The 22,937-nt window shown below is 58.0% G+C and carries 24 protein-coding genes, 1 tRNA gene and 1 pseudogene; 15 read left to right on the plus strand and 11 right to left on the minus strand.

What is annotated here, in order from left to right; genetic code table 11:
* The first annotated feature begins 298 nt into the window (after positions 1-298).
* Positions 299-1,357 carry a quinolinate synthase NadA gene (gene nadA / locus FFH21_RS08060; protein ID WP_041924482.1) on the plus strand — a complete coding sequence of 353 codons (1,059 nt, stop codon included), beginning with the start codon at positions 299-301 and terminating at the stop codon, positions 1,355-1,357.
* 51 nt (positions 1,358-1,408) lie between these two features.
* On the opposite strand, the gene FFH21_RS08065 is transcribed toward nadA, so the two are convergent.
* Entirely contained in the window at positions 1,409-2,842 is a 1,434-nt protein-coding gene (locus tag FFH21_RS08065; RefSeq protein WP_004664274.1) for a M48 family metalloprotease, read from the minus strand.
* A 140-nt stretch (positions 2,843-2,982) separates the two neighbouring features.
* Here FFH21_RS08065 and FFH21_RS08070 point away from each other — a divergent pair, with 140 nt between their 5' ends.
* Both FFH21_RS08070 and FFH21_RS08075 read left to right on the plus strand, forming a co-directional pair.
* The gene (locus tag FFH21_RS08070; protein WP_002552587.1) at positions 2,983-3,234 is read left to right on the plus strand and encodes a sulfurtransferase TusA family protein; all 252 of its coding nucleotides are present in this window, start codon (positions 2,983-2,985) and stop codon (positions 3,232-3,234) included.
* A gap of 35 nt (positions 3,235-3,269) precedes the next feature.
* On the plus strand, positions 3,270-4,340 hold the full coding sequence (locus FFH21_RS08075) for an AI-2E family transporter (RefSeq protein ID WP_011168099.1): 1,071 nt from the start codon (positions 3,270-3,272) through the stop codon (positions 4,338-4,340).
* 54 nt (positions 4,341-4,394) lie between these two features.
* Here the strand turns inward: FFH21_RS08075 and FFH21_RS08080 are convergent, their stop codons facing one another.
* Together FFH21_RS08080 and FFH21_RS08085 are read right to left on the minus strand one after the other, a co-directional pair.
* Positions 4,395-4,868, minus strand: a complete 474-nt coding sequence (locus FFH21_RS08080; protein WP_011168100.1) for a peroxiredoxin — start codon at positions 4,866-4,868, stop codon at positions 4,395-4,397.
* Between the two features lie 9 nt (positions 4,869-4,877).
* Positions 4,878-5,441 (minus strand): glycine cleavage system protein R, encoded by a 564-nt coding sequence (locus FFH21_RS08085; RefSeq protein ID WP_003317383.1) that lies wholly within the window; start codon positions 5,439-5,441, stop codon positions 4,878-4,880.
* A gap of 325 nt (positions 5,442-5,766) precedes the next feature.
* Between FFH21_RS08085 and dapA the strand changes: the two genes are divergently transcribed.
* The 5 genes from dapA (at position 5,767) to FFH21_RS08110 (ending at position 9,461) form a co-directional block, all read left to right on the plus strand.
* On the plus strand, positions 5,767-6,645 hold the full coding sequence (gene dapA / locus FFH21_RS08090; protein WP_004657692.1) for a 4-hydroxy-tetrahydrodipicolinate synthase: 879 nt from the start codon (positions 5,767-5,769) through the stop codon (positions 6,643-6,645).
* Positions 6,646-6,663: 18 nt separating this feature from the next.
* Positions 6,664-7,782: an outer membrane protein assembly factor BamC gene (gene bamC, locus FFH21_RS08095; protein WP_011168101.1), complete on the plus strand. Its 1,119-nt coding sequence runs from the start codon at positions 6,664-6,666 to the stop codon at positions 7,780-7,782.
* A complete protein-coding gene (locus FFH21_RS08100) occupies positions 7,783-8,541 on the plus strand; it encodes an MBL fold metallo-hydrolase (RefSeq protein ID WP_002552593.1) in 759 nt (252 codons plus the stop codon).
* A gap of 28 nt (positions 8,542-8,569) precedes the next feature.
* The gene (gene purC, locus FFH21_RS08105) at positions 8,570-9,280 is read left to right on the plus strand and encodes a phosphoribosylaminoimidazolesuccinocarboxamide synthase (protein WP_002552594.1); all 711 of its coding nucleotides are present in this window, start codon (positions 8,570-8,572) and stop codon (positions 9,278-9,280) included.
* A gap of 91 nt (positions 9,281-9,371) precedes the next feature.
* A tRNA-Ser gene (locus tag FFH21_RS08110) sits at positions 9,372-9,461 on the plus strand.
* 134 nt (positions 9,462-9,595) lie between these two features.
* Here FFH21_RS08110 and FFH21_RS08115 read toward each other — a convergent pair.
* Together FFH21_RS08115 and FFH21_RS08120 are read right to left on the minus strand one after the other, a co-directional pair.
* Entirely contained in the window at positions 9,596-9,907 is a 312-nt protein-coding gene (locus FFH21_RS08115; RefSeq protein ID WP_004657697.1) for a type II toxin-antitoxin system RelE/ParE family toxin, read from the minus strand.
* Positions 9,885-10,133 carry a CopG family ribbon-helix-helix protein gene (locus tag FFH21_RS08120; RefSeq protein ID WP_002552596.1) on the minus strand — a complete coding sequence of 83 codons (249 nt, stop codon included), beginning with the start codon at positions 10,131-10,133 and terminating at the stop codon, positions 9,885-9,887. The genes FFH21_RS08115 and FFH21_RS08120 overlap by 23 nt, the downstream gene beginning before the upstream one ends.
* A gap of 268 nt (positions 10,134-10,401) precedes the next feature.
* Here FFH21_RS08120 and gvpU point away from each other — a divergent pair, with 268 nt between their 5' ends.
* The 6 genes from gvpU (at position 10,402) to FFH21_RS08150 (ending at position 17,381) form a co-directional block, all read left to right on the plus strand.
* Positions 10,402-10,884, plus strand: coding sequence for a gas vesicle accessory protein GvpU (gene gvpU, locus FFH21_RS08125; RefSeq protein ID WP_004657701.1), 483 nt, complete (start codon positions 10,402-10,404; stop codon positions 10,882-10,884).
* Between the two features lie 311 nt (positions 10,885-11,195).
* Positions 11,196-12,887, plus strand: a complete 1,692-nt coding sequence (locus tag FFH21_RS08130) for an NAD-dependent malic enzyme (protein ID WP_005732877.1) — start codon at positions 11,196-11,198, stop codon at positions 12,885-12,887.
* A 235-nt stretch (positions 12,888-13,122) separates the two neighbouring features.
* Positions 13,123-14,766, plus strand: coding sequence for a phosphoethanolamine transferase (locus FFH21_RS08135; RefSeq protein WP_004664278.1), 1,644 nt, complete (start codon positions 13,123-13,125; stop codon positions 14,764-14,766).
* Between the two features lie 188 nt (positions 14,767-14,954).
* Entirely contained in the window at positions 14,955-16,088 is a 1,134-nt protein-coding gene (gene rnd / locus FFH21_RS08140; RefSeq protein WP_011168102.1) for a ribonuclease D, read from the plus strand.
* Positions 16,085-16,378, plus strand: a complete 294-nt coding sequence (locus FFH21_RS08145) for a YcgL domain-containing protein (RefSeq protein WP_003407219.1) — start codon at positions 16,085-16,087, stop codon at positions 16,376-16,378. Before rnd ends, FFH21_RS08145 begins: the two co-directional genes overlap by 4 nt.
* A gap of 70 nt (positions 16,379-16,448) precedes the next feature.
* Positions 16,449-17,381, plus strand: coding sequence for a D-2-hydroxyacid dehydrogenase (locus tag FFH21_RS08150; RefSeq protein ID WP_004664280.1), 933 nt, complete (start codon positions 16,449-16,451; stop codon positions 17,379-17,381).
* Positions 17,382-17,462: 81 nt separating this feature from the next.
* Here the strand turns inward: FFH21_RS08150 and FFH21_RS08155 are convergent, their stop codons facing one another.
* The gene (locus tag FFH21_RS08155) at positions 17,463-18,056 is read right to left on the minus strand and encodes a nitroreductase family protein (RefSeq protein WP_004657710.1); all 594 of its coding nucleotides are present in this window, start codon (positions 18,054-18,056) and stop codon (positions 17,463-17,465) included.
* Positions 18,057-18,267: 211 nt separating this feature from the next.
* On the opposite strand from FFH21_RS08155, the gene FFH21_RS08160 reads away from it, so the two are divergent.
* Positions 18,268-18,717: a YcgN family cysteine cluster protein gene (locus tag FFH21_RS08160; protein ID WP_011168103.1), complete on the plus strand. Its 450-nt coding sequence runs from the start codon at positions 18,268-18,270 to the stop codon at positions 18,715-18,717.
* A 4-nt stretch (positions 18,718-18,721) separates the two neighbouring features.
* Here the strand turns inward: FFH21_RS08160 and FFH21_RS08165 are convergent, their stop codons facing one another.
* The 5 genes and pseudogenes from FFH21_RS08165 to FFH21_RS08185 all read right to left on the minus strand — a co-directional run bounded on the left by FFH21_RS08165 (position 18,722) and on the right by FFH21_RS08185 (position 22,911).
* Positions 18,722-19,102, minus strand: coding sequence for a DUF2892 domain-containing protein (locus FFH21_RS08165; RefSeq protein WP_002552607.1), 381 nt, complete (start codon positions 19,100-19,102; stop codon positions 18,722-18,724).
* 98 nt (positions 19,103-19,200) lie between these two features.
* Entirely contained in the window at positions 19,201-19,701 is a 501-nt protein-coding gene (locus FFH21_RS08170) for an RNA methyltransferase (protein WP_002552608.1), read from the minus strand.
* Between the two features lie 74 nt (positions 19,702-19,775).
* On the minus strand, positions 19,776-20,660 hold the full coding sequence (locus FFH21_RS08175; protein WP_041924757.1) for a copper resistance protein B: 885 nt from the start codon (positions 20,658-20,660) through the stop codon (positions 19,776-19,778).
* A gap of 11 nt (positions 20,661-20,671) precedes the next feature.
* Positions 20,672-22,450, minus strand: a pseudogene (locus tag FFH21_RS08180) (copper resistance system multicopper oxidase).
* A gap of 86 nt (positions 22,451-22,536) precedes the next feature.
* A complete protein-coding gene (locus tag FFH21_RS08185; protein WP_002552611.1) occupies positions 22,537-22,911 on the minus strand; it encodes a YajD family HNH nuclease in 375 nt (124 codons plus the stop codon).
* Positions 22,912-22,937 lie beyond the last annotated feature (26 nt).

Consider the following 22,937-nt stretch of genomic DNA (forward strand, 5'->3'; position numbering starts at 1 on the left):
TGCTTCGCTATTAATGGATCTCTAGACGGTTTCAAGAACGATTCTCATCGGCTATGGGCAAGCCAGAAACTTCTGGTAAATCGGTTTTTTGGCGTTAGAATCGGCGCGCCTTCAGAAGTCGGGCCGATATTTACTGAATATCAGCCATATGCTTGATTGCACATGGCGCAGCCTTTGTCAGGCGATGTATGCGTAAAGCTGGAGGGCCTTGGTTGATAAGGGTTTCCGGCTTTTTTATTGCCTGTATTTCGGGTGTAAACTTGCCTTTCGCGCTCTAGCGCCTTCAGGTCCCGCGAACATGACACAGATCTCCGAACGTTTCCTGGTGCAGGCTCATCTCGATGCGAAGCAGCCCAAAGCGCTGAGCCCGGCAGAGCAGGCGCGTTACCGAGCCGACATTGCTGCCGAACTCAAGAAGCAGGATGCCGTGCTGGTCGCTCACTATTATTGCGACCCGGTCATTCAGGCCCTGGCCGATGAAACCGGCGGTTGCGTGGCCGACTCTCTGGAAATGGCCCGCTTCAGCAATAACCACGCTGCCAGTACTGTATTGGTCGCAGGCGTGCGTTTCATGGGCGAAACCGCGAAGATTCTCAACCCGGAAAAACGTGTGTTCATGCCCACGCTCGAAGCCACCTGTTCGCTTGACGTAGGATGCCCGGTCGATGAGTTTTCCGCGTTCTGCGATCAGCACCCGGAGCGTACCGTGGTGGTGTATGCCAACACCTCTGCAGCGGTCAAAGCCCGTGCGGACTGGGTAGTGACCTCTGGCTGTGCGCTGGAGATCGTCGAAAGCCTGATGGACAACGGCGAGAAAATCATCTGGGCTCCAGACAAGCATCTGGGTCGCTATATCCAGCGTGAAACCGGTGCCGATATGTTGCTGTGGGACGGTGCCTGCATTGTCCACGAAGAATTCAAATCCAAGCAGCTTGAAGACATGAAAGCCTTGTATCCCGAGGCTGCGATTCTGGTTCACCCGGAATCGCCGGAAGCAGTGATCGAGCTGGCTGATGTGGTCGGCTCCACCAGTCAGATGATTGCCGCCGCGCAGCGCTTGCCCAACAAGACGTTCATTGTGGCCACCGACCGGGGCATCTTCTACAAGATGCAGCAGCTGTGCCCGGACAAGATCTTCATCGAGGCGCCTACGGCCGGTAACGGCGCTGCATGCCGAAGCTGTGCACATTGTCCGTGGATGGCGATGAATACGCTTGAGCGCACCTTGCAGTGCCTGCGCGAGGGTAGCAATGAGATATTCGTTGACCCGGCTCTGATCCCCAACGCCGTACGTCCGTTGCAGCGCATGCTGGACTTCACTCAGGCGGCGCGCTTGCGACAAGCGGGTAATGCCTGACAGCGGTGATGAGAAAGCCCGACGCTTGCGTCGGGCTTTCTCATTCGGACATCAGTTCATCATGTCCTTGACCATCCGCTCTTGTTCAATCAGATCCTTTTGCCGTGCATCGATACGTGACGCCAACTGGAAGTTGTTGGCCGCACGGCGTTTGGCAAAGTCCAGTTGCTGGATTGCCTGACGGAAATCGCCGACCAGTGCGAAATATTCGGCGCGCGCCTGATGCAGGCCGATGGTGTTGCCGTTCAGGCCACGGGTTTCCGCCACGACGTACCAGATGTCGGGATCATCCGGGCGGGTCTTGAGCAGCGCTTCAAGGCTTTTTTCAGCTTCGGCGGTGCGGTTCTGCTTGAGCAGCACGTCAATGCGCACGTCATTGAGCGGGTAGCTGCCGGGGTATAGCGTCAGCATGCGATCGACCCGTTGCTGGGCATCGGCCAAGCGGTTATTGGTGATGTCCAGGTCGATCTGCGTCAGATTGTAGGTGATGTCGTTTGGCACTTTTTCGAGTAATGGCTTGAGGGCTTCTCTGGCTTCGTTCAGTTGCCCACCCTTGATCTGCGCGATGGCCAGACCATAGCGAGCCGGATCGGATTTCGGGTTTTCAACCAGTTGCGCACGAAAACGCTTGGCGGCAATACCTGGCGTTTCTTCGTATATCAACGCAACGCGGGCACGCATCAGTTGATACAGCAGACTGTCTTCCTTGCCGCCAGGCTTGGCCTGCTCGGCGCGGTTGCGTGTGTCGGCGATCCGCGATTCGCTCACCGGGTGAGTCAGCAGAAACTCTGGTGGCCTTGCATCAAACCGATACTGACGCATTAAACGCTCGAACATGGTGGGCATGTTGCGCGGGTCATAGCCGGCCTTCTCCAGATTGAGAATGCCGATACGGTCGGCCTCCTGCTCGTTCTGGCGCGAAAAGCGACGTTGCTCCTGGATTGCAGCCGCCTGTGAGCCGGCGATGGTGGCGATACCCGCATCACCGGCGCCTGCGGCTGCCATGACGATACCTGCCAGCATCGCGGCCATGACTGGCACCTGCATGCGTTGCTGGGCCTCCATGCCTCTGGCGAAGTGGCGTTGCGACAAGTGAGCCAGCTCGTGGGCCAGTACCGACGCGTATTCGCCCTCGGTCTGGGCGTTGAGGAACAGGCCGCCGTTGACACCGATGATCCCGCCGGGTGCGGCAAAGGCGTTGAGTTGCGGGCTGTTGATCAGGATAAATTCAAGACGCCGGTCCTGAACCTGGCTGGTCTCGGCCAGGCGGTACACCGAGGTCTCGACGTAGTCCTTGAGTTGCGGGTCCGACAGCTGCGCCACCTGGCCGCGCAGCAACCCCAGCCACGCACGGCCCAGACGGTGCTCCTGTTCGGGAGAGACAATCGAGGAGCTGGCGTCGCCAAGTGAAGGCAGGTCATCAGCCATGCCATGCGTAGCGAACAGGCAAGCGAGGGTGAGCAGTGTAGGACGCAAAAAATTCATGCACGAAGCTCTGGTCAGAAGAACCTGTACTGTAGCTGGCTCAATGGCGTGCTGACCAGAGTGAGGTATTCTTGCCGCCTTATCCGCCATGCCTTTTCGGACATGGTTTGTAATTCGATGTGTCCGCCTGGAGAGAAACGATGTCTGACGCTGTAGTGCGCCCCGAGGTGTGCGACGCCGAACTGGATGCAAGTGGCCTCAACTGCCCGCTGCCTCTGCTGAAAGCCAAGATGGAACTCAATCGTCTGGCCAGTGGCGCGGTGCTGAAGGTGATCGCGACTGACGCCGGATCGCAGCGGGATTTTCGAACTTTTGCCAGACTTTCCGGGCATGAGTTGCTGCATGAAGAGGTCGACGCCGGCACTTATCTTTATTGGCTGCGCAAGGCTTGAACCACCACTGCCGTTTTTTTTGAAAAGGATGTTTGATGTTCAATGTGCTTCGCAATTGGGTGCAGCGCTACTTCTCCGATGAGGAAGCGGTGGTACTGGCGGTCTTGCTGTTTCTGGCGTTTACCCTTGTCCTGACCCTGGGCGGAATGCTCGCGCCGGTCATTGCGGGGTTGGTGCTGGCCTTCCTGATGCACGGGTTGGTCAGTGTTCTGGAGCGCCTGCGCATGCCTGAACTGGCCGCAGTCGGCTTGGTCTTCACGCTGTTCATCGGTGTGCTGCTGCTGTTCCTGCTGGTGCTGGTACCACTGCTCTGGCACCAGTTGATCACGCTGTTCAACGAAGCACCGGGCATGCTTGCCAAGTGGCAGTCTGTACTGCTGTTGCTGCCCGAACGTTACCCGCATCTGGTTTCCGACGAGCAAGTGTTGCTGGCGATCGAAGTCGCCCGTGGTGAAGTGGGCAAGATCGGTCAGTTGGCGCTGACCTTCTCGATCTCCAGCCTGCCATTGCTGGTCAACCTGATGATCTACCTGGTGCTGGTGCCGATTCTGGTGTTCTTCTTTCTGAAGGATCGGCACATGATCGGCCGCTGGGCGCGCGGCTATCTGCCTCGCGAGCGTGCGTTGATCAACCGGGTGGCGGATGAGATGAAGCGTCAGATTGCCAATTATATTCGCGGCAAGGTCATCGAGATTTTCATCTGTGGTGGCGTGACCTACATCGCGTTCGCCGCGCTCGGGCTCAACTACGCAGCGCTGCTGGCGATGCTGGTCGGCATATCTGTGGTCGTGCCTTACGTTGGCGCGGTGGTGGTCACAGTGCCGGTGGCGTTGATCGGATTGTTCCAGTGGGGCTGGGGTGATCAGTTCATCTACCTGATGATTGCCCACGGCATCATTCAGGCGCTGGATGGCAACGTTCTGGTGCCGTTGCTGTTTTCCGAGGCCGTCAACCTGCACCCGGTTGCAATCATTTGCGCCGTGCTGCTGTTTGGCGGGCTGTGGGGATTCTGGGGGATCTTCTTTGCGATTCCGCTGGCCACGTTGTTCAAGGCCGTCCTCGATGCCTGGCCGCGTAATGAACCCACTGTGGCACCACTGCTTTAAGCAGCAAGTCTGGATCGTTGCGGCACCTTGCGTGCCGCAACGCTTATCGGAATATCAGCCTTTGTTCAGGGCCTCGGCCTGCGCCAGTACTTCAGCCACATGGCCCGGCACTTTCACGCCGCGCCATTCCTGACGCAGTACGCCTTCCTTGTCGATCAGGAAGGTGCTGCGGTCAACGCCCAGGTATTCCTTGCCATACAGCTTCTTGAGCTTGATGACGTCGAACAACTGGCAGACGGCTTCGTCCTTGTCCGAAATAAGCTCGAACGGGAAAGACTGCTTGGCCTTGAAGTTTTCATGGGTCTTCAGGCTGTCTCGGGAAACACCGAGCACAACCGTATTGGCCGCCTGAAACTGCGCGATATGGTCACGAAAGTTCTGACCCTGCGTGGTGCAGCCGGGCGTGTTGTCTTTCGGGTAAAAATAAATCACGACCTGCTGACCCTTGAGCGCGGACAGCTCTACGGTCTGTCCGCTGGTCGCAGGTGCCTGAAAGTCGGGAACCGGTTGATCTACTGTGACGGTCATGGGAACTCCTTACATTGGGGCTTGTGGGCGCCAGGGTTCGATCAGTGCGTCGAGATTCAGCGCGTCGGCGAAATCGAGGAATTGATCGCGCAGCCAGCTGATCTGTGTGCCTGCAGGCAGTGTCACCGTGAATGTGGCATTAAGCATGGTGCCACCGGTCTGCGGAGCCTGATACGTGTCACAGATCAGATTTTCCAGCTCGACGTTGTGGTCAATGAAGAACTGGCACAGCTCATTGATGATGTCCGGGCGGTACGCCGAGCTGACGTAAGCCACGTAGGGCAGGGCTTCCGGGCGGTTCTCCAGGGTAGCGCTGCGTACCACGCTGGTGGTGAACGCATGCTTCTTGGAGAGGCTCGACAGGCCGGTTTCAAGGCGCGCCAGAGCGTCCCAACTGCCTGACACCTGAAGAATCAGCGCACTGCACTCACCGTGGCGAGTAAGGCGCGAGGTGACTACCGAGCAGCGGTTTTCATGGCTGGCACGGCACAGGACGTTGGTCAGCTCCATGGGGTTTGCGCCAAGGGCACTGATGACAAGGAATTGTTCGCGAACTGTGGGAGTGGACGACATGCAGCATTCCTAGACGATGAGCGGTCGGTACTTTTTCGGACTTGCGGGGCTGTTTCGACAATCGATGGCGCGAGATACCTTCCCGGGTCCCGGAGCGCCTGCCTTGCATGGAAGTACCATGACGGGGCTGGAGTGCACTGGGGCAGGGCTTCTGGCGACAAATTCGACCGATTGAGCGAGGTGCGCAGGTGACCAGTACCGATCAAAGGACGAAGGGTAGCGAAAACCATCGCTCAGGGGAATGCTCAGAGCGCGGTACTTCGCTTGTACAAGGCTGATAGCGCCAGTACCATTACGGCTCTCTTTTTCCGGCAGGAGCGGTTGCATGATTGCGGGCAGTATGGTGGCACTGGTCACACCAATGGATGCACAAGGTCGTCTGGACTGGGACAGCCTGAGCAAACTGGTTGACTTCCACTTGCAAGAGGGCACCAACGCCATTGTTGCCGTCGGCACCACCGGTGAATCGGCGACGCTGGATGTGAGCGAACACATCGAGGTCATCCGCCGTGTGGTTGCCCAGGTTGCAGGACGTATTCCGGTCATCGCCGGTACAGGCGCCAATTCGACGCGCGAAGCCGTCGAGCTGACCACCAACGCCAAGACCGCTGGCGCCGATGCGTGCCTGCTGGTAACGCCTTATTACAACAAGCCGACGCAAGAAGGCCTGTTTCAGCATTTCAGCCACATCGCCAACGCCGTAGATATCCCGCAGATCCTCTACAACGTGCCGGGCCGTACGGCTTGCGACATGCTGCCAGAGACTGTTGCGCGTCTTTCCACGGTCAAAAACATCATCGGCATCAAGGAAGCCACCGGCAACCTGCAGCGCGCCAAGGACATTCTGGCCAGCGTCAGCAGTGATTTTCTGGTGTACTCCGGTGACGACGCTACGGCAGTCGAATTGATGCTGCTGGGCGGCAAGGGCAATATTTCCGTCACCGCCAACGTTGCACCACGCCTCATGAGCGATCTGTGCGCAGCGGCCATGCGTGGCGATGCCGAGACGGCGCGGGCGATTCACGAAAAGCTCATGCCGCTCAACAACACCCTGTTTATCGAATCCAACCCTATCCCCGTGAAGTGGGCCTTGCATGAAATGGGTAAGATGCCAGCCGGTATCCGTCTGCCGCTTACCTGGCTCAGCGAAGCCTGTCACGAACCGCTGCGTCAGGCCCTGCGCCAGTCCGGCGTCCTGGTTTAATTGAGGAAGTATCACGCAATGAAGCGATTGGCCGGACTTTCCGCACTTGCTCTTATTATCTCCAGCACCAGCGGTTGCGGTTGGCTCTGGGGCGAAGATGGTTACTTCCGTGATCGCGGTAGCGATTACCTCCAGGCCACCCAGACCCCACCCATGCAGGTGCCTGCCGATGTGTCCGGCGTCAAGCACCTCGACCCGCTGCTGCCGATCCCGCGCAATGTGGCTGACAGCACCCAGAAAGAAGGTGAATACACGGTTCCTCGCCCTCTGCCACTGGGCACGACTTCCGAGTCGAGCGATTTCAGTCTGCAGAAAAGCGGCGATGCGCGCTGGATTCTGGCTCAGCGTCAGCCAGCCGAAGTCTGGCCGGTGGCTCATCAATACTTTGAAGACAATGGTTTCCGTATCGCTGAAGAGCGCCCGCAGACTGGCGAATTCAGCTCCTCGTGGCAGCGTCTTGATGAGCTGTCCGCCTCGGTTGCCAAGCGCCTGAGCGCCGCTGGCGTTTCAGCCGACGCTGAAACCCGCGTGCGGGTTCGTATTGAGCCGGGCGTGCAGCGCAATACCAGTGAAGTCTATGTGGTAAGCGTCGAGCGTCCTGCCGGCAGCACTGCCGATGTGGCGTTCCCGACGCGCACCACCAACCTGGGCCTCGATGCCGCACTGACCGACGACCTGCTGGCCAGCATGGGTCGCAACGCCGAGAAGGGCGGTTCTATTTCCCTGTTGGCGGCACGTGACTACGACACCCCGAGCCGTGTTGCCTTGAGCGAAGACGGTAGTGGCAACCCGGTCTTGAACCTCGGTGCCGATCTCGACCGTGCGTGGTCGAGCGTCGGCCGTGCGCTTGATCAAGGTGACTGGCGCGTCGAGGACATCAACCGCAGCCTGGGTCTGTACTACATCAACCTGGCTGAAAAGGCCAAAACGCCTGAAAACGAGCCTGGTTTCTTCGGTCGCCTGTTTGGCAGCAAGTCGAGCAAGGAAGAGATCGATGCCCGTGCCGAGCGTTATCAGGTTCGCCTGAGCAAGGTGGGTGATAACGTTCAAGTGACCGTCGAGAAGAACATCAATACCGTTGCGCCTGCGGATATCGCGCGTCGGGTGTTGAGCGTTATTCAAGACAACCTGGGTTAAGTGCGTTTCGCGGTTCTCGGCAGCGGCAGTCGTGGCAACGGCACGCTGGTCGCAAGCAACGATACGTACGTACTGGTCGATTGCGGTTTCTCCCTACGGGAAACCGAGCGCCGCCTGGCGCGTCTGGGCGTCGCTGCAAACCAGTTGAGTGCGATTCTGGTAACCCATGAGCATGCCGATCATGTGCATGGCGTGGGTTTGCTGTCGCGGCGCTACAATGTGCCGGTCTACCTCAGCAGCGGCACATTGCGCGGTATGCGCAAACCGGTTGAAGTTGCCGGTTTGCTGGCGGGCGGAGAGAGCTTGCAGGTTGGCGCGCTGGGCATCGATGTGGTGTCTGTCGCTCATGATGCGCTTGAACCGACGCAGTTTGTCTTCAACGACGGCAAGCGCCGCTTCGGTCTGCTGACCGACCTCGGCTCTTACTGCTCTAACGTATTGCAGCGTTATCAAGGCCTGGATGCCTTGATGATCGAGGCCAATCACTGTCGCGACATGCTTGCCCGAGGCCAGTATCCGGTCTTTCTCAAGCAGCGCGTTGGCTGTGAAACAGGTCATTTGAACAATCACCAGGCCGCCAGCCTGGTGAGCGAGCTGGGATGGCAGGACCTTCAGCACCTGGTGCTGGCGCATCTGAGCAGCAAGAACAACCTGCCGCATCTGGCCCGGCAATGTTTTGTCGACACCCTTGGGTGCGACCCGGACTGGCTGCAACTGGCCGATCAAGATTCAGGGCTCGACTGGCGACATATCGCCTAGCCCAACTACTTAGCAAGCGGAGCCCATCATGGAAAAACGTGAAGAACTCTACCGCGGCAAAGCCAAATCGGTTTACAAGACCGACGACGCTGACCGCTTGATCCTGCTGTTCCGTAACGACACTTCGGCGTTCGACGGCAAGCGCATCGAACAACTGGACCGTAAAGGCATGGTGAACAACAAGTTCAACGCCTTCATCATGCAAAAGCTTGAAGAAGCGGGCGTTCCGACCCAATTCGACAAGCTGCTGGGCGACAACGAGTGCCTGGTCAAGAAGCTCGACATGATCCCGGTCGAATGCGTCGTGCGTAACTACGCTGCCGGCAGCCTGGTCAAGCGTCTGGGCATCGAAGAGGGTACCAGGCTCAATCCTTACACCTTCGAACTGTTCCTCAAGGACGACGCCAAGGGCGACCCGTTCATCAACGAATCCCACGTTGTGGCATTCGGCTGGGGCACTGCCGAGCAACTGGTTCGCATGAAAGAGTTGTCGATCAAGGTCAATGAAGTCCTGACCAAACTGTTCGACGACGCTGGCCTGCTGCTGGTCGACTTCAAACTCGAATTCGGCGTATTCCACGGTGAGATCGTCCTCGGCGACGAATTCAGCCCGGACGGCTGCCGCCTCTGGGACAAGGACACTCGCAAGAAAATGGACAAGGACCGCTTCCGCCAGGGTCTGGGCGATGTCATCGAAGCTTACGAAGAGGTCGCAAACCGTCTGGGCGTGCCGCTATAAGCGGAAAAAACACGCAAGCGCTTGATAGCACGAAAAAAAACAGCAGAAGGGCTTCGCCTTCTGCGCTGATACTGTTATGATGCGCGCCGTTGGAGAGATGCCAGAGTGGCCGAATGGGACGGATTCGAAATCCGTTGTACCTTCACCGGTACCTAGGGTTCGAATCCCTATCTCTCCGCCATTATTTGAAAAGCCCCGTGAATATTTGATTCACGGGTTTTTTTGTTTTTAGGCTGTACTACCTCCCTCGTTCCCAGATTTTCCCCTTCCCCGACTCCGTTTTTTCCGCAGTCGAAGATAGCTGGCCGGTCAGAACTAGCTGAATTGATCCGGGATTTTTGAAGTGTTCAGGCGCTCGTTCCGTTCATGCAGCACGCGGACGATGAACACGACCTGGCTGCGAACCACATAGCTCACTAAGAAGGGGTAGCGAGTAAGTGCCAGCTCGCGTACGTCCGGGGCTTGGGAAGGGCGTCCCATACCTGTAAACGTTGCGAGCTGCTCAATGGATTCCAGAATGGTGCTGACGACTTCGTCAGCTCTCTGATGGCCCATCAGCCCCGCATAATGCTCATGAATCGCTTCCAGATCGCTATCGGCTTTTTCACTTAACTCGATTTGCGGCACGTGCTACCCACTTGGCTTTAACCGTTTCCAGATTGATCGTCTTTCCTGCATCAATGTCGGCTAAGCCTTCGTCAATGGCTTTCAGGTGCCAGGCTTCTGCTTCGACATAGCGGGACAAGGCACGTTTCAGGTGGTACTGACGATCACGGTCCGTGGCAAGCGCTAGCTGGTCGAGCATTTCGACCAAGCCTTCTTCGACACGGAATGACAAAACAGGCGATGCCATATTGGCCTCCACGGGTGGTGATTGTAAACAGTGTATACAGACTCCTGAAAAGTATACTTGAGGCCTTGATTGCGCAACAAATTTGTGTGCTTTTCGCCGAGTTGCTATTCACTTTTTGGAAATCGACAGCAACCCCGAACGCTTGAGCGAAGTCGGGACGATGCCGCCCCATCACCACTCCCAAACTATTCACCCCTCCCGGTTTCCCCTTTAGCCCTTTCTGATCTATACCTTGGGTTCAACGTTTTGTGAGGCGAGGAGCTATCAGATGTCGGACGTAGATCAGGTACAAAAGTCGCAACCCTCTCCCAGTCAGAGCCATGATGATGTGATTGCCCAGTTCAAGTGGCAGGGCAAGCAGATCGACTGGTTGCTGCAATGGCTGGTCAAGTTTGTCGCGAACACCAAGGTGGAGCTGGGCGTGACGCTGTCGGTGGGCGGGAATCTGGTTTCCGGGCACCTGATTTCTCACGACACCTATTTTGAGCAGTTGGCCGACGATATTTCGGCGCCGTTCAGTTCGTTTGCCAATGGCACTGACGTGACGATGAAAGAAATGATTCTGTCCTTCAAGCCGGGAGAGTCTTCCGAAGACACGCCAGCATTCCATTTCATTCACCTGAAGGATTGCCGGACCTATTCCACTGACGGTAATCCGATTTGCGACGCAGGTGTGTTGTGGCGCGGCAGGATCTCGGCGGTGGACGGCTTCACCATCGGGCTCATCGCTGAAAAACCAGGCGTGTCCTGACCTTTTCAGGCCCCGGCTTTCGTCGGGGCGTTCTCATCCATTCTGATGACGGTCTCCAGCGTGCTATGTGCACCCGCTGGTCTGGAAAGCTGCGCCGGTAGTAGCGTCACTTAGCCATTCTTTGCGCGACAAAATGTCGCAATGGGCCTTTAGCCGGGTAATATGTTCGCCCTGACCTTACACGCCGAATGGTTTTCGGCATGGCCTGATAGAGAACTGGCGACAAGAAAAAATAACAAGAAACGAGCCAGGCTGCCCGCCCCGGTCGACGTAAAGAATTAATGAGTAGACGAAAAAGGCGATTAGAGAAAATGACCAAAACTTCGCGACCTTTGTATATTTCCTATGCAGGACCCTCACTGCTGGAAATGCCCCTGCTGAACAAAGGCAGTGCCTTCACCCCGCAAGAGCGGGTCGAATTCAATCTGATCGGGCTCCTGCCGCAGAACGTAGAGACCATCGAAGAGCAAGTCACCCGGGTCTACAGCCAGTACAAGCAGTGCGCGAGCGATCTGGACAAGCATATCTACCTGCGTTCGATCCAGGACAACAACGAAACTCTGTTCTTCCGCCTGCTGGACTCGCATCTGGACGAGATGCTGCCGATTATCTACACCCCGACGGTGGGTCAGGCGTGTCAGGAATTCTCCAAGATCTACCGCACGCACCGTGGCCTGTTCATTTCCTACCCCGAGCGCGACCGCATCGATGACATTCTGCGCAGCGCCACCAAAGACCGGATCAAAATCATTGTCGTGACCGACAGCGAGCGAATTCTCGGTCTGGGCGACCAGGGTATCGGTGGCATGGGCATTCCGATTGGCAAACTGTCGCTGTACACCGCCTGTGGCGGCATCAGCCCGGCGTACACGCTGCCGATCGTGCTGGATGTGGGCACCAACAACCGTGAGCTGCTGGATGACCCGATGTACATGGGCTGGCGTCACGAGCGGGTATCGGGCAAGGAATACGAAGACTTCATCGCGCTGTTCATCGACGCGGTGCAGCGTCGCTGGCCGGACGTGCTGTTGCAGTTTGAAGATTTTGCCCAGTCCAACGCCATGCCGCTGCTCGAAAAGTATCGGGACGAGCTGTGCTGCTTCAACGATGACATCCAGGGCACCGCGTCGGTTGCCGTGGGTACGTTGCTGGCGGCCTGCAAGGCCAAGAATGAAACCCTCGGCCAGCAGAAGGTGGTGTTTGTCGGTGCCGGTTCGGCGGGCTGCGGGATCGCCGAGCACATCATCGCAGCGATGCGCATCGAAGGCCTGAGTGAAAGCGAAGCGCGCAAACGTATCTTCATGGTTGATCGCTTCGGCCTGCTGACCGAGGGTATGGACAATCTGCTCGATTTCCAGAAGCGTCTGGCGCAGAAGACCGCCGATGTGTCTGGCTGGACTGCTGGCACAGAAGCCTTCCCGCAGTTGCTCGACGTGGTGACGAACGCCGGGGCCACGGTGTTGATCGGCGTGTCCGGGCAGCGTGGTCTGTTCACCGAGCAAGTGATTCGCGAACTGCACAAGCATTGCGCCAAACCACTGGTAATGCCGCTATCCAATCCGACTTCCAAGGTAGAAGCCACCCCGGAAGAAATCCTGCGCTGGACGGATGGCAATGCGCTGGTTGCTACCGGCAGTCCGTTCGCGCCGGTGGAGATCAACGGTCGCACCGTGCACATCGCTCAGTGCAACAACTCCTATATCTTTCCGGGCATCGGCCTCGGCGTGGTGGCTTGCAAGGCGTCGCGCATCACCGACCGTATGCTGATGGCGGCATCCAATGCGCTGGCCGAGTGTTCGCCGATGGTCACGGGGCAGGGCGATGCGGTGTTGCCGCCACTCAAGGAAATTCAGCAGGTGAGCCGTAAAATTGCTCTGGCTGTTGCCAAAGAGGCCCAGGCTGAAGGCTTGGCACTGGAAACTTCCGAAGAGGCACTGCTTGAAGCCATCGAGCGTAATTTCTGGCTGCCGGGCTATCGTGCCTATCGCCGTCGTTCGGTCTGATCGAGCGTTTCCAGAGTGACAGCGTCTGCGCGAGCTTGCTTGCGCAGACGCTTTGTTGGCGGGCTAACTGCACGTTTATGGGCGCGTATTGCTTCACGGTGAAATAAGCTTCATTCAACCCAATCCTCTCACCGTTTTCACATAAAATTGATGAAGCGCTGCCTAGAGTGCGCGCCATCGGGAGTTATCTGGCTTCTGAATGCCCGATGCATATTAATTCGATAAGCAGACCACGATGCCGACACCCAGAACTGTTCGTCCAGAGGTTGTTACCTTACTTGCCAGTGCCTTTCTGTTACTGGGTTTCAATATAAATCTGTGGCAGCATCTTTTCGCGATTACCAGCTCCGATGCCAAAGGCCTGGCCATGCGCTTTGCATTCGGGCTGATGATTTTCTGCGTATTCAATATCGTTCTGACGCTGTTGGCATTTCGCCGTGTGTTTAAGCCTGTGGTGATCGCTCTGTTTATGATCAGCGCCGGGGTGGTGTATTTCATGACCGAGTACGGTGTCATGATTGACGCCGGGATGTTCCGAAACTTTGCCGAAACCAACGTGACGGAAGTGCAGGGGCTGCTGTCTTTTAAACTGGCGTTGTATATCGTTCTGTTGGGTGTACTGCCTTCGCTGATTCTGTGGAAACTGCCGATCAGCTACCGTCGCTGGCACCTGGAACTGTTCAGCAAGCTGGTGGTAGGCGTGGTCTGTTGCGTGGCAATAGGCGGCGTTGCGCTGGCGAATTATCAAGGTTTGTCCTCGTTGTTCCGCAACCATCACGAATTGCGCCTGATGGTCGTGCCAAGCAATTACATCGGTGCCTCGCTTGGCTACCTGAGCGAGCAAGTGATCTCCGCACAGCGCCCGTTCGCCAAGATTGGCGAGGACGCCAAGCGGTCGGCGGACTGGGCCACGCATGCCCGCAAGTCGTTGACCGTACTGGTCGTGGGTGAAAGTGCCCGTGCCGAAAACTTCGGAATTCTTGGCTATGGTCGCGACACCACGCCCAACCTGAACAAGGAGAGCGGGTTGGTGGCGTTTACCGATGTTTACTCGTGCGGCACCGAAACCGCAGTGTCGGTGCCGTGCATGTTCTCCAACATGGGTCGAAAGAACTACAACGCAACCAAGGCCCGTAATCAGGAAGGTTTGCTGGATGTCCTGAAGCGTGCCGGTATAGAAGTGGTGTGGCGTGATAATCAGGCGGGCTGCAAAGGGACCTGTGATCGAGTGACCTTCCAGGATGTCAGTAATCTCAAGGACCCGTTGTTGTGCAACAGCCATGAATGCCGCGACGAGATACTGTTGCAAAACCTGCAGGGTTTTATCGACAGCCTCGACAAGGACACTGTTCTGGTGCTGCACCAGATGGGTAGCCATGGCCCTGAATACTTCAAGCGTTACCCTAAAGAGTTTGAAAAGTTTACGCCGGTGTGTGAAAGCAATGCCTTGAACAATTGCAGCCGGGACAGCATCGTCAATGCCTACGACAACACACTGTTGTATACCGATCACGTACTGGCCACGTTGATTGATCTGTTGCGCAGTAATCAAAACAAGGTCGACACTGCCATGGTGTACCTGTCGGACCATGGTGAGTCGCTTGGCGAGTACAACTTGTTCTTGCACGGCACACCGTATGTACTGGCTCCTGATCAGCAAAAGCATGTGCCGATGCTTATCTGGTTGTCCGATACCTATCAGAAGTCCTTTGCAGTCAGCCCGGAGTGCCTGGCCAAACAGCGCAATGCGCCGTTGAGCCAGGACAATCTCTTTCATTCAATGCTCGGCTTGTTGAAAGTCGACACTCAGGTCTACAACCCAAGCCTGGATATGTTCTCCGAGTGCCGCACTGAGCTGGCGGCCGCTGACAAGCAGTAAAATCTGTGCTTGCTCAGGATAGAGATCGTTTCCACGCTTGCGTGGGGACGCTCATCCTTGGCCCTTTTGCCAGGCAACAGTTCCTCCTGTCCGTCATTTGCGTGAAGATACGCCAGACCGGGACGACAGACGCGCGATAATCTCCCATCACGATATATACTGCGCGCCATTGTTGAAGGGAGAGCCGTGTGGCCATCGATATTCACTGGATTCGCGACGACGACAGCCTCGCCCGGCATTGCGCAGAATGGCAGTTGCTGCCTTTTGTCGCGCTCGACACCGAGTTTATGCGGGTCGATACTTTTTATCCGATAGCAGCGCTACTGCAGATTGGCGACGGGCAAAGCGCCTGGCTTATTGATCCTTTGCTGATCAACGACTGGCAGCCGCTGTCTGCGTTGCTCGAAAACCCCGACGTCATCAAGGTAGTGCACGCGTGCAGCGAGGACCTCGAAGTTTTGCTGCGTCTGACTGGCAGCCTGCCGGTGCCGTTGTTTGATACCCAGTTGGCAGCCGCTTACCTGAACCTCGGTTTTTCCATGGGCTATTCGCGTCTGGTGCAGGAGGTCCTCAACATCGACCTGCCCAAGGGCGAAACCCGTTCTGACTGGCTGCAACGTCCGCTGTCGGAAACGCAGATCAGCTATGCCGCTGAAGATGCAGTGCACCTTGCCGAGCTTTTCTCCATCCTGCGCCCGCGTTTGTCCGATGACAAATACGCCTGGCTGCTGGATGACGGTGCCGAACTGGTCGCCAACCTGCGCCGCGAAGTTGACCCGTACGAGGTGTACCGTGAGGCCAAACTGGCCTGGAAACTGTCCCGTGCCCAGTTGGCGGTGCTGCGTGAGTTGTGTGCCTGGCGTGAGCGCGAGGCGCGCGCCCGCAACCTGCCGCGCAACCGCATTGTGCGTGAGCACTCGCTGTGGCCATTGGCCAAGACGCAGCCGGATAACCTCGCTGCACTGGGGCGTATCGAAGACATGCACCCGCGCACCGTTCGCCATGACGGCGAGTTTCTGCTTGAGCTGATAAAGACCGCAGGCACGCTTCCGCCAGAACAGTGGCCTCCTGCATTGCCTGAGCCACTGCCCATTGATGCGGCCGGGTCGATCAAGCGTCTGCGTGCAATCGGTCAGCAATACGCCGAGCAACTGGACATGGCCCCGGAGTTGATGCTGCGCAAGAAGACTCTCGAAGCGCTGCTCAAGAGCGGCTACCCCGACGGTCCTTACCAATTGCCCGACTCGCTGCGTGGCTGGCGTCGCGAGTTGATGGGTCAGGCGCTGCTGGACAGCCTGGCCACCCCCGGAGAACAGTCTTGAAGCGTATCTGCTCGATTTATCGCAGCCCGAAAAGAAACGAGATGTACCTTTACGTCTTGAAAAGCGATGTCCTCAAACGCGTGCCGCCTGAACTGCTGGTCGCGTTTGGCAAGCCGGTTCATGCATTTGACCTGGTCCTGAGTCCCGAGCGTGCGCTGTCGCGCGAGGACATCAATGTGGTGCTGGAGAATCTCGACAGCCAGGGCTATCACCTGCAGATGCCCCCTGCCGAAGATGACTACATCGAGCATTTGCCGGAAGAGCTGCTGCGCCGCAACGATCCGATGTAATAGTTGCTCACGTTGTAAAGCGGTCCACATCGCCGTGGGCTGCCTGTCCTGTTTTTAAGGTTTTTGAAACATGCGCGTTCTGATTGCCGAGCACGATTATCACGTTTACACCCAATTGTTGCGCAAGGCTGCGCCTGATCTGGAAGTCTTCAGCACGGGCGACTCTGCCGAGCTGTCGCGAATGGCCAGCGATTGCCCGGTCTGGCTGGGACAGCCGGACCTGATGGCCAACCTGCTGCGTCAAGGGCACAAGCCTCAGTGGCTGCAATCCACCTGGGCGGGTATTACGCCACTGCTGGCCGACAGCCTGTCGCGCGAATATCGCCTGACACGTGCAGTCGGGATTTTCGGTCAGGTCATGGCCGAATTCGTTTTGACCTACATGCTCGGTCACGAGCGTGAGGTGCTGGCGCGTTTGATGAGTCAGGTCGAGCGCAAGTGGGACAATCGTACTGGCCAGAGCCTGTCTGGTCGCAAGGTATTGATCGTGGGCGCCGGTGATATCGGCCAGCGTGTTGCCGAGTTTCTATTGCCGTTCGGTGTGCAGGTTTACGGCGTTGCCTCCAGTGCGCGCACTCAGGCGCCGTTCATCGAGGTAACAGCGCTGTCTGACATGACGCGGCTGCTTGGCGAGATGGATTACGTCATCAATCTACTGCCCAACACACCTGAGACCCACGACCTGTATGACGCGAAGCTGTTCGCCAGCTTCAAGCCAACGGCGCTGTTCATTAACGTTGGGCGCGGTGTAGCGGTTGTGGACGCAGATCTGGTCGAGGCGTTGAAGGAAGGCCATCTGGCCGGTGCGGTCATTGACGTCTGCCGTCAGGAGCCTTTGCCGCAGCGCCATCCATTCTGGACCGCCTATGGTCTGCTGTTGACCGGTCACAGTTCGGCACCGACATCGCCGGTAGCCATGACCGAGCTTTTCGTTGAAAACCTCAAGGCGTTTCAGGCTGGAGAAGCACTGCGCGGAGAGGTCGATTTTTCGCGAGGTTATTGAAGCCGTTCCGAACGAGCCGACGTTTAGGCGTCGGCTCGTCGGCTCGTCGGCTCGTCGGCATCGATTGCAGAGAACAGTCAGTTACAGCGAAAAATCACCTTCAGCGGCCAGTTCTGCCAGTGGCTTGCGCGGGCTTGGCGCTTCGCGGCCTTGCAGGTATTCCGGCAGCGTCGACTTGTCACCGATCTTGCCAATGGCCACCGCGGCGTGCAGTGCGTAATCCTCGGGAATGTTCAGCTCCTTGCGGGTCAGGTCCTGATCGAAGCCCGCCATGCCGTGGGTGTGCCAGCCGCTCAGGCTCGCTTGCAGTGCAAGATAACCCCAGGCCGAGCCGGTATCGAAGGTGTGCCACAAGGCCGGGCTTTCTTCGGTTGCGCCTGGCGCGACGAAGGTGGTCTTGGAGACAATGATCACCAATGCTGCTGCATGTTGCGCCCAGTTGCGGTTGAACTCGTTGAGCAGGCCCAGATAACGCTCCCAGTTAGGCGTGTCGCGACGTGCATACAGAAAACGCCAAGGCTGCGTGTTGTAGGCCGAGGGTGCCCAGCGTGCCGCTTCGAAAAAGCTCAGCAGGGTTTCCTGATCGATGCTTTCGCCACTGAATGCACGTGGCGACCAGCGTTCGGTGAATTGCGGGTCGATAGGGTGATCGGCGATGCGAGGGTTCGTGCTCATGAAAGTCCTTGATAGCGAAGGTGAAAAACGAGCGTGGCTTGATGGGCCGTGGACGGCAGGCATCGCTTGAGCGCACTGGAAAACCCGTTAACGCTACTGTTTTGCCCTGTCGCTGACAAGTCCCGGCTACCGGCAGTCGCAAGTGCTTGGCCCGCACCCCTTGTACCTCTAGACTGACGGCCTTTTCATTTTCGATACCGTTGTCCGAACCATGGCCGCTAAAGTTGAACCCTTCTGGATTCGCAAAACCCTCGACCAGCTCAGCACCGAGGAGTGGGAATCGTTGTGCGATGGCTGTGGCTTGTGCTGTCTGCAAAAGCTGGAAGACGAAGAAGATAACAGCGTTTATTACACGCGGATCGCCTGCAAGCTGCTGGACCTGACGACCTGCCAGTGCTCCGACTACGCCAATCGTCGTGCATCGGTGCCTGACTGTATTCAGCTGACGCCGGGGCAGGCAGATGAATTCAAATGGCTACCGCCCACCTGTGGCTACCGGCTGGTCAGCGAGGGCAAGGATTTGCCGCTCTGGCATCATTTGGTGTGTGGTGATCGCACGGCTGTGCATCACGAGCGTATCTCCCAGTCAGGCCGCATGCTCAGCGAGAACAGTGTGGCTGAAGACGACTGGGAGGATTACCTGATCTTTCGCGCAGGTTGAGCGTTTAAACGACCGGCTTTGGCTCGGCCAGCGCTTCCACACCTTTGACGGCAGCGTTTTTCACCGCGTTTTCGGCGTCGTCTTTCAGGTTGTTCAACTGGGCACCGGCACGTTCGATAGTCGAGCGGGCGCTGTGCAGGTCGCTGCGACCTTTTTCCACCAGGCTTTTGGCCGAGCAGTGACCGCTGATGCCGCGAGCCAGCACTGCGCCGCCGATGGCCAGTTGGATCAGGCCCAGAAAGCCGCCACGACGGACACCTTTGCCCATCATCAGTACACCGCCAGCCAGTGAGCCAATGCGCTCCCAGCCGTGGACGTTCTGATCAGGGTTGCGCTGCAGCAGTTCAGGTGTGTCGATGCGTTCGATAATCGGGGTGTCGCGCATGATGGCTCTCCATGAGGCGGTAATTCGCAGGAAGTAGGTAGTAACCCGGTTCAGAGAAACTGACTGCTCGCCCGCGACACAGGTTCAATGCTTTTCCGTCAGCGGTCGCTGGCCGGATCGATTTTCTCGCGACCGAACTGTGGCCCCGAGCGGGTATTGATGCCTTTGGCCATGCGGTCGTAGAGCACAACGTTGACGGTTGCGGCCAGATTCATGCAGCCCTCGGTCGGGATATAGACCACGTCTTCACACCAGTCGCGAATGTCCTGATCCAGCGAGCCGTCTTCCGGACCGAAGATATACAACGCGCGGTCAGGGTGCGTGTATTCAGGCAGGGCACGGGCGCCGTCGACCAGTTCAACGGCCACCGGAATGCAACCCAGCGGCAGAATGCTTTTGAGGTCTTCGATGCCGATCAGCGGGATGTCCTGATGGATTTTCTTGGTGTCGGTGATGAAGTCCCGCGCACGCTCATAGCGTTTACCGGTATAGAACACCGACGCCACACCGTAGCAGCCGGCTGCTCGCATGACGGAGCCGACATTTTCCGGGGACTTGGGGTTGTAAAGACCGATGCAGGCGTACCGTTTATTGGCCACGGGGAGGGTGCTCTGAAGAAAACCGGGGATTATACGGCAGCGTCAGAGCAATGCCATTTTCAATTCCGACGCTCTCAGAACCACATGCGTAAACCGACGACCAGACGCGCATCGGCAACGTCCTCACCGTCTTCGCGTGCGTAATCGGCAGTATTGCCGTAGGACCTATCCCAGGTTACGCCCACGTAAGGAGCGAATTGCGGGGTGATTTCATAGCGCAGCCGAAGGCCGAACTCACTGGTCGACAAGCCCGAGCCATTGCCGCGTTGCGGGTCGTTCTTGCCGTAGAAATTCAGCTCGGCAGTGGGTTGAAGAATCAGATTGTTGGTCAGCAACAGGTCGTAGTCGGCTTCCAGGCGCGCCGCGGTCTGCCCGGCTTCACCGATGAATGCGGTGGCTTCGATATCAAGATCCGAAATCGCCTGCCCTTGCAGGCCGAAAGCCGCCCAGGTTTGTGGCGCGCCAGGTTTGAAGTCCTGGCGTGCCCCAGCGACTACGTCCCACGATGAGCTGACGGCATGACCCCATAACGCCTGGATTTCCGCCTCCTCGGTCTTGCCGTTGCTGCGCTCGCCCTCTGAACGCAACAGCAAGCGGTCGACATCACCGCCAATCCAGCCGGACAGGTCCCAGGCCAGCGCGCTGCCGTCGTTTGCGTCCTGCCATTCCAGCTTGTCGGCCAGAAAGTAACTGTTGATGGCGCTGTCGTGGACCTGATGCCCGCTATGGCTGGTGTACACCGCAGCCCGGTCGGCGTCGGTGACGGGCGGGATTGGTGTCCGGCTCTGCATGGGGACGGCATTGTGCTCGCTGGCGTCCATAGGCATCGAGTGGCTGCCATGATCCATGCCTTCCATGCTATCCATTCCGGCAGCCAGCGTGGTTGCCCAGCGTGTTATGGCCAGGCCTGCCGTCAGCAGCAGGGTTGGCAGGCAGGACGAGTTGCGCAATCCATTCACCGGTAAAATCCTCATTCTTCCACCCGTACTTCGCGGAACATGCCCATTTCCATGTGGTACAGCATGTGACAGTGATAAGCCCAACGGCCCAGTGCGTCAGCGGTGACGCGATAGCTGCGGCGTGACCCCGGAGGCATGTCGATGGTGTGTTTGCGCACCATGAACTGACCGTTTTCGTCTTCCAGATCGCTCCACATGCCGTGCAGATGGATGGGGTGAGACATCATCGTGTCGTTGACCAGCACGACACGCACTCGCTCGCCGTACTTGAGCATGAGCGGTTTGGCGTCCGAGAATTTCACACCGTCGAACGACCAGGCGAATTTTTCCATGTGCCCGGTCAGGTGCAGCTCGATCGTGCGGCTGGGCTCACGACCGTCCGGGTCTTCGAAGGTGCTGCGCAGGTCTGCGTAAGTCAGAACTCTGCGCCCGTTGTTCCTGAGGCCGATGCCCGGATCGTCGAGTTTGGGCGAGGTGCTCATGGCCTGCATGTCGACCAGCGGATTGTTTTGTTCGCTGTCCGGGTGTGACTGCATGGCAGGTGTTTCTTTCATCGGCATCTTGCTGTGGTCCAGGCCGGGCATCGAGTCATGGCCCATCTTGCTATGGTCCATGCCTGACATGTCATCCATCGCCGGGGCTGCGCCGTGGTTCATGCTGCCATGATCCATACCCGCCATGCCCACATCATCCATGCTCAGCAATGGGCGTGGATCCAGGGGCGGGACGACGGCCTGCAAGCCGGGCCTGCTGGCCAGGGTGCCGCGGGCGTAGCCGGTGCGGTCCATCGACTGGGCGAACAGCGTGTAGGCTCCTTCGGCAGGCTCGACGATCACGTCGAAGGTTTCTGCCACTGCGATGCGCAATTCATCGACCGTTACTGGCTTGACGTGCAAGCCATCGCTGGCGACTACGGTCATTTTCAGGCCCGGGATACGCACGTCGAAATACGTCATGGCCGAGCCGTTGATCAAGCGCAGTCGAATCCGCTCACCGGGAACGAACAGCCCGGTCCAGTTCATGTCCGGGGCCTGGCCGTTCATCAGGTAGGTGTAGGTCGCGCCGCTGACATCCGCCAGGTCGGTCGGCTCCATCCCCATTTTCGCCTACATCCAGCGATCACGAGTGGTCTCGCTCCAGCCTTTCTCACCGACGTCGTTGATGAAGTCGCCGACAGTACGCTTGTTATTGTTGTAATAATCGGACTGTTTCTTGAGCGTTTTCATCAGTTGAAGCGGCTCTTCGTCGGTCCAGTCGCTGAGCATGATCACGTGTTCGCGGTCGTATTTGAATGGCTCTGGCTCTTTGGCGTCGATCACCAGCGGCCCGTAAACCCCCGACTGTTCCTGAAAGCCCGAGTGGCTGTGGTACCAATAGGTGCCGTTTTGTTTGACCTTGAAGCGATAGACGTACATGCCATCGGGCGCGATACCGTCGAAGCTCAGCCCCGGCACGCCGTCCATGTTGGCGGGCAGAATGATGCCGTGCCAGTGGATCGAGGTGGCTTCGTCGAGACGGTTTTTTACCCTGATGGTCACCGTATCACCTTCGCGCCAGCGCAACAGCGGGCCTGGAATACCGCCGTTGATCGTCATCGCGGTTCTGGTATTACCGGTGATATTGACCTGGGTTTCGCCGACATACAGATCGAACTCGGTGCCGGACAGCCCGGCCGGCTGACCCGGGTTCGGAACCGCCCATGCCGGACTGCGCCATAGCCCCAGGCCGCCGAGCAGGCCACTGGCGGCCAGCCCTTTCACAAAGGTTCGTCTTGAGGTTCGGGTGGGCATGGCGAAATATCCGGTCGGTCGGGTGGCCGCAGGCCAGGAGAAGTGCGGGTAGGGCGGGGGAGCGTGGGGCGTTGGAGGTACCGAGGTCACTCGTCCTTTTTCATCAGCCCGGCCAGTGCAGCGAACGGGTTGTGGGTTGCCTTGGCGGTTTTCGGAGTGCTCAGCGAACCGTCGGCGAAATACTGCTGATCGGTGTAACGCGAGTGCTCGTTGTCGTGGCAATACAGGCACAGCAGCTCCCAGTTGGAACCGTCCTGCGGGTTGTTGTCATGGTTGTGGTCGCGGTGGTGCACGGTCAGTTCGCTGAGGCGTTTGCCAGCGAACTCGCGGGCGCAACGGCCGCAAACGTGCGGGTACATGCGCAACGCCTTGTCGCGGTAACCCATTTCTCGGTCGCGCTGGGCGTCGGCCAGAATGCGGTCCAGCTTGGCAGTATGGGAAGGAGGATTGGCCGTGCTCATGGTGTCACCTGTGCGTGTGCGCATTG

The sequence above is a fragment of the Pseudomonas sp. KBS0707 genome (assembly GCF_005937945.2).
GTDB classification, from domain to species: Bacteria; Pseudomonadota; Gammaproteobacteria; order Pseudomonadales; family Pseudomonadaceae; genus Aquipseudomonas; species Aquipseudomonas amygdali.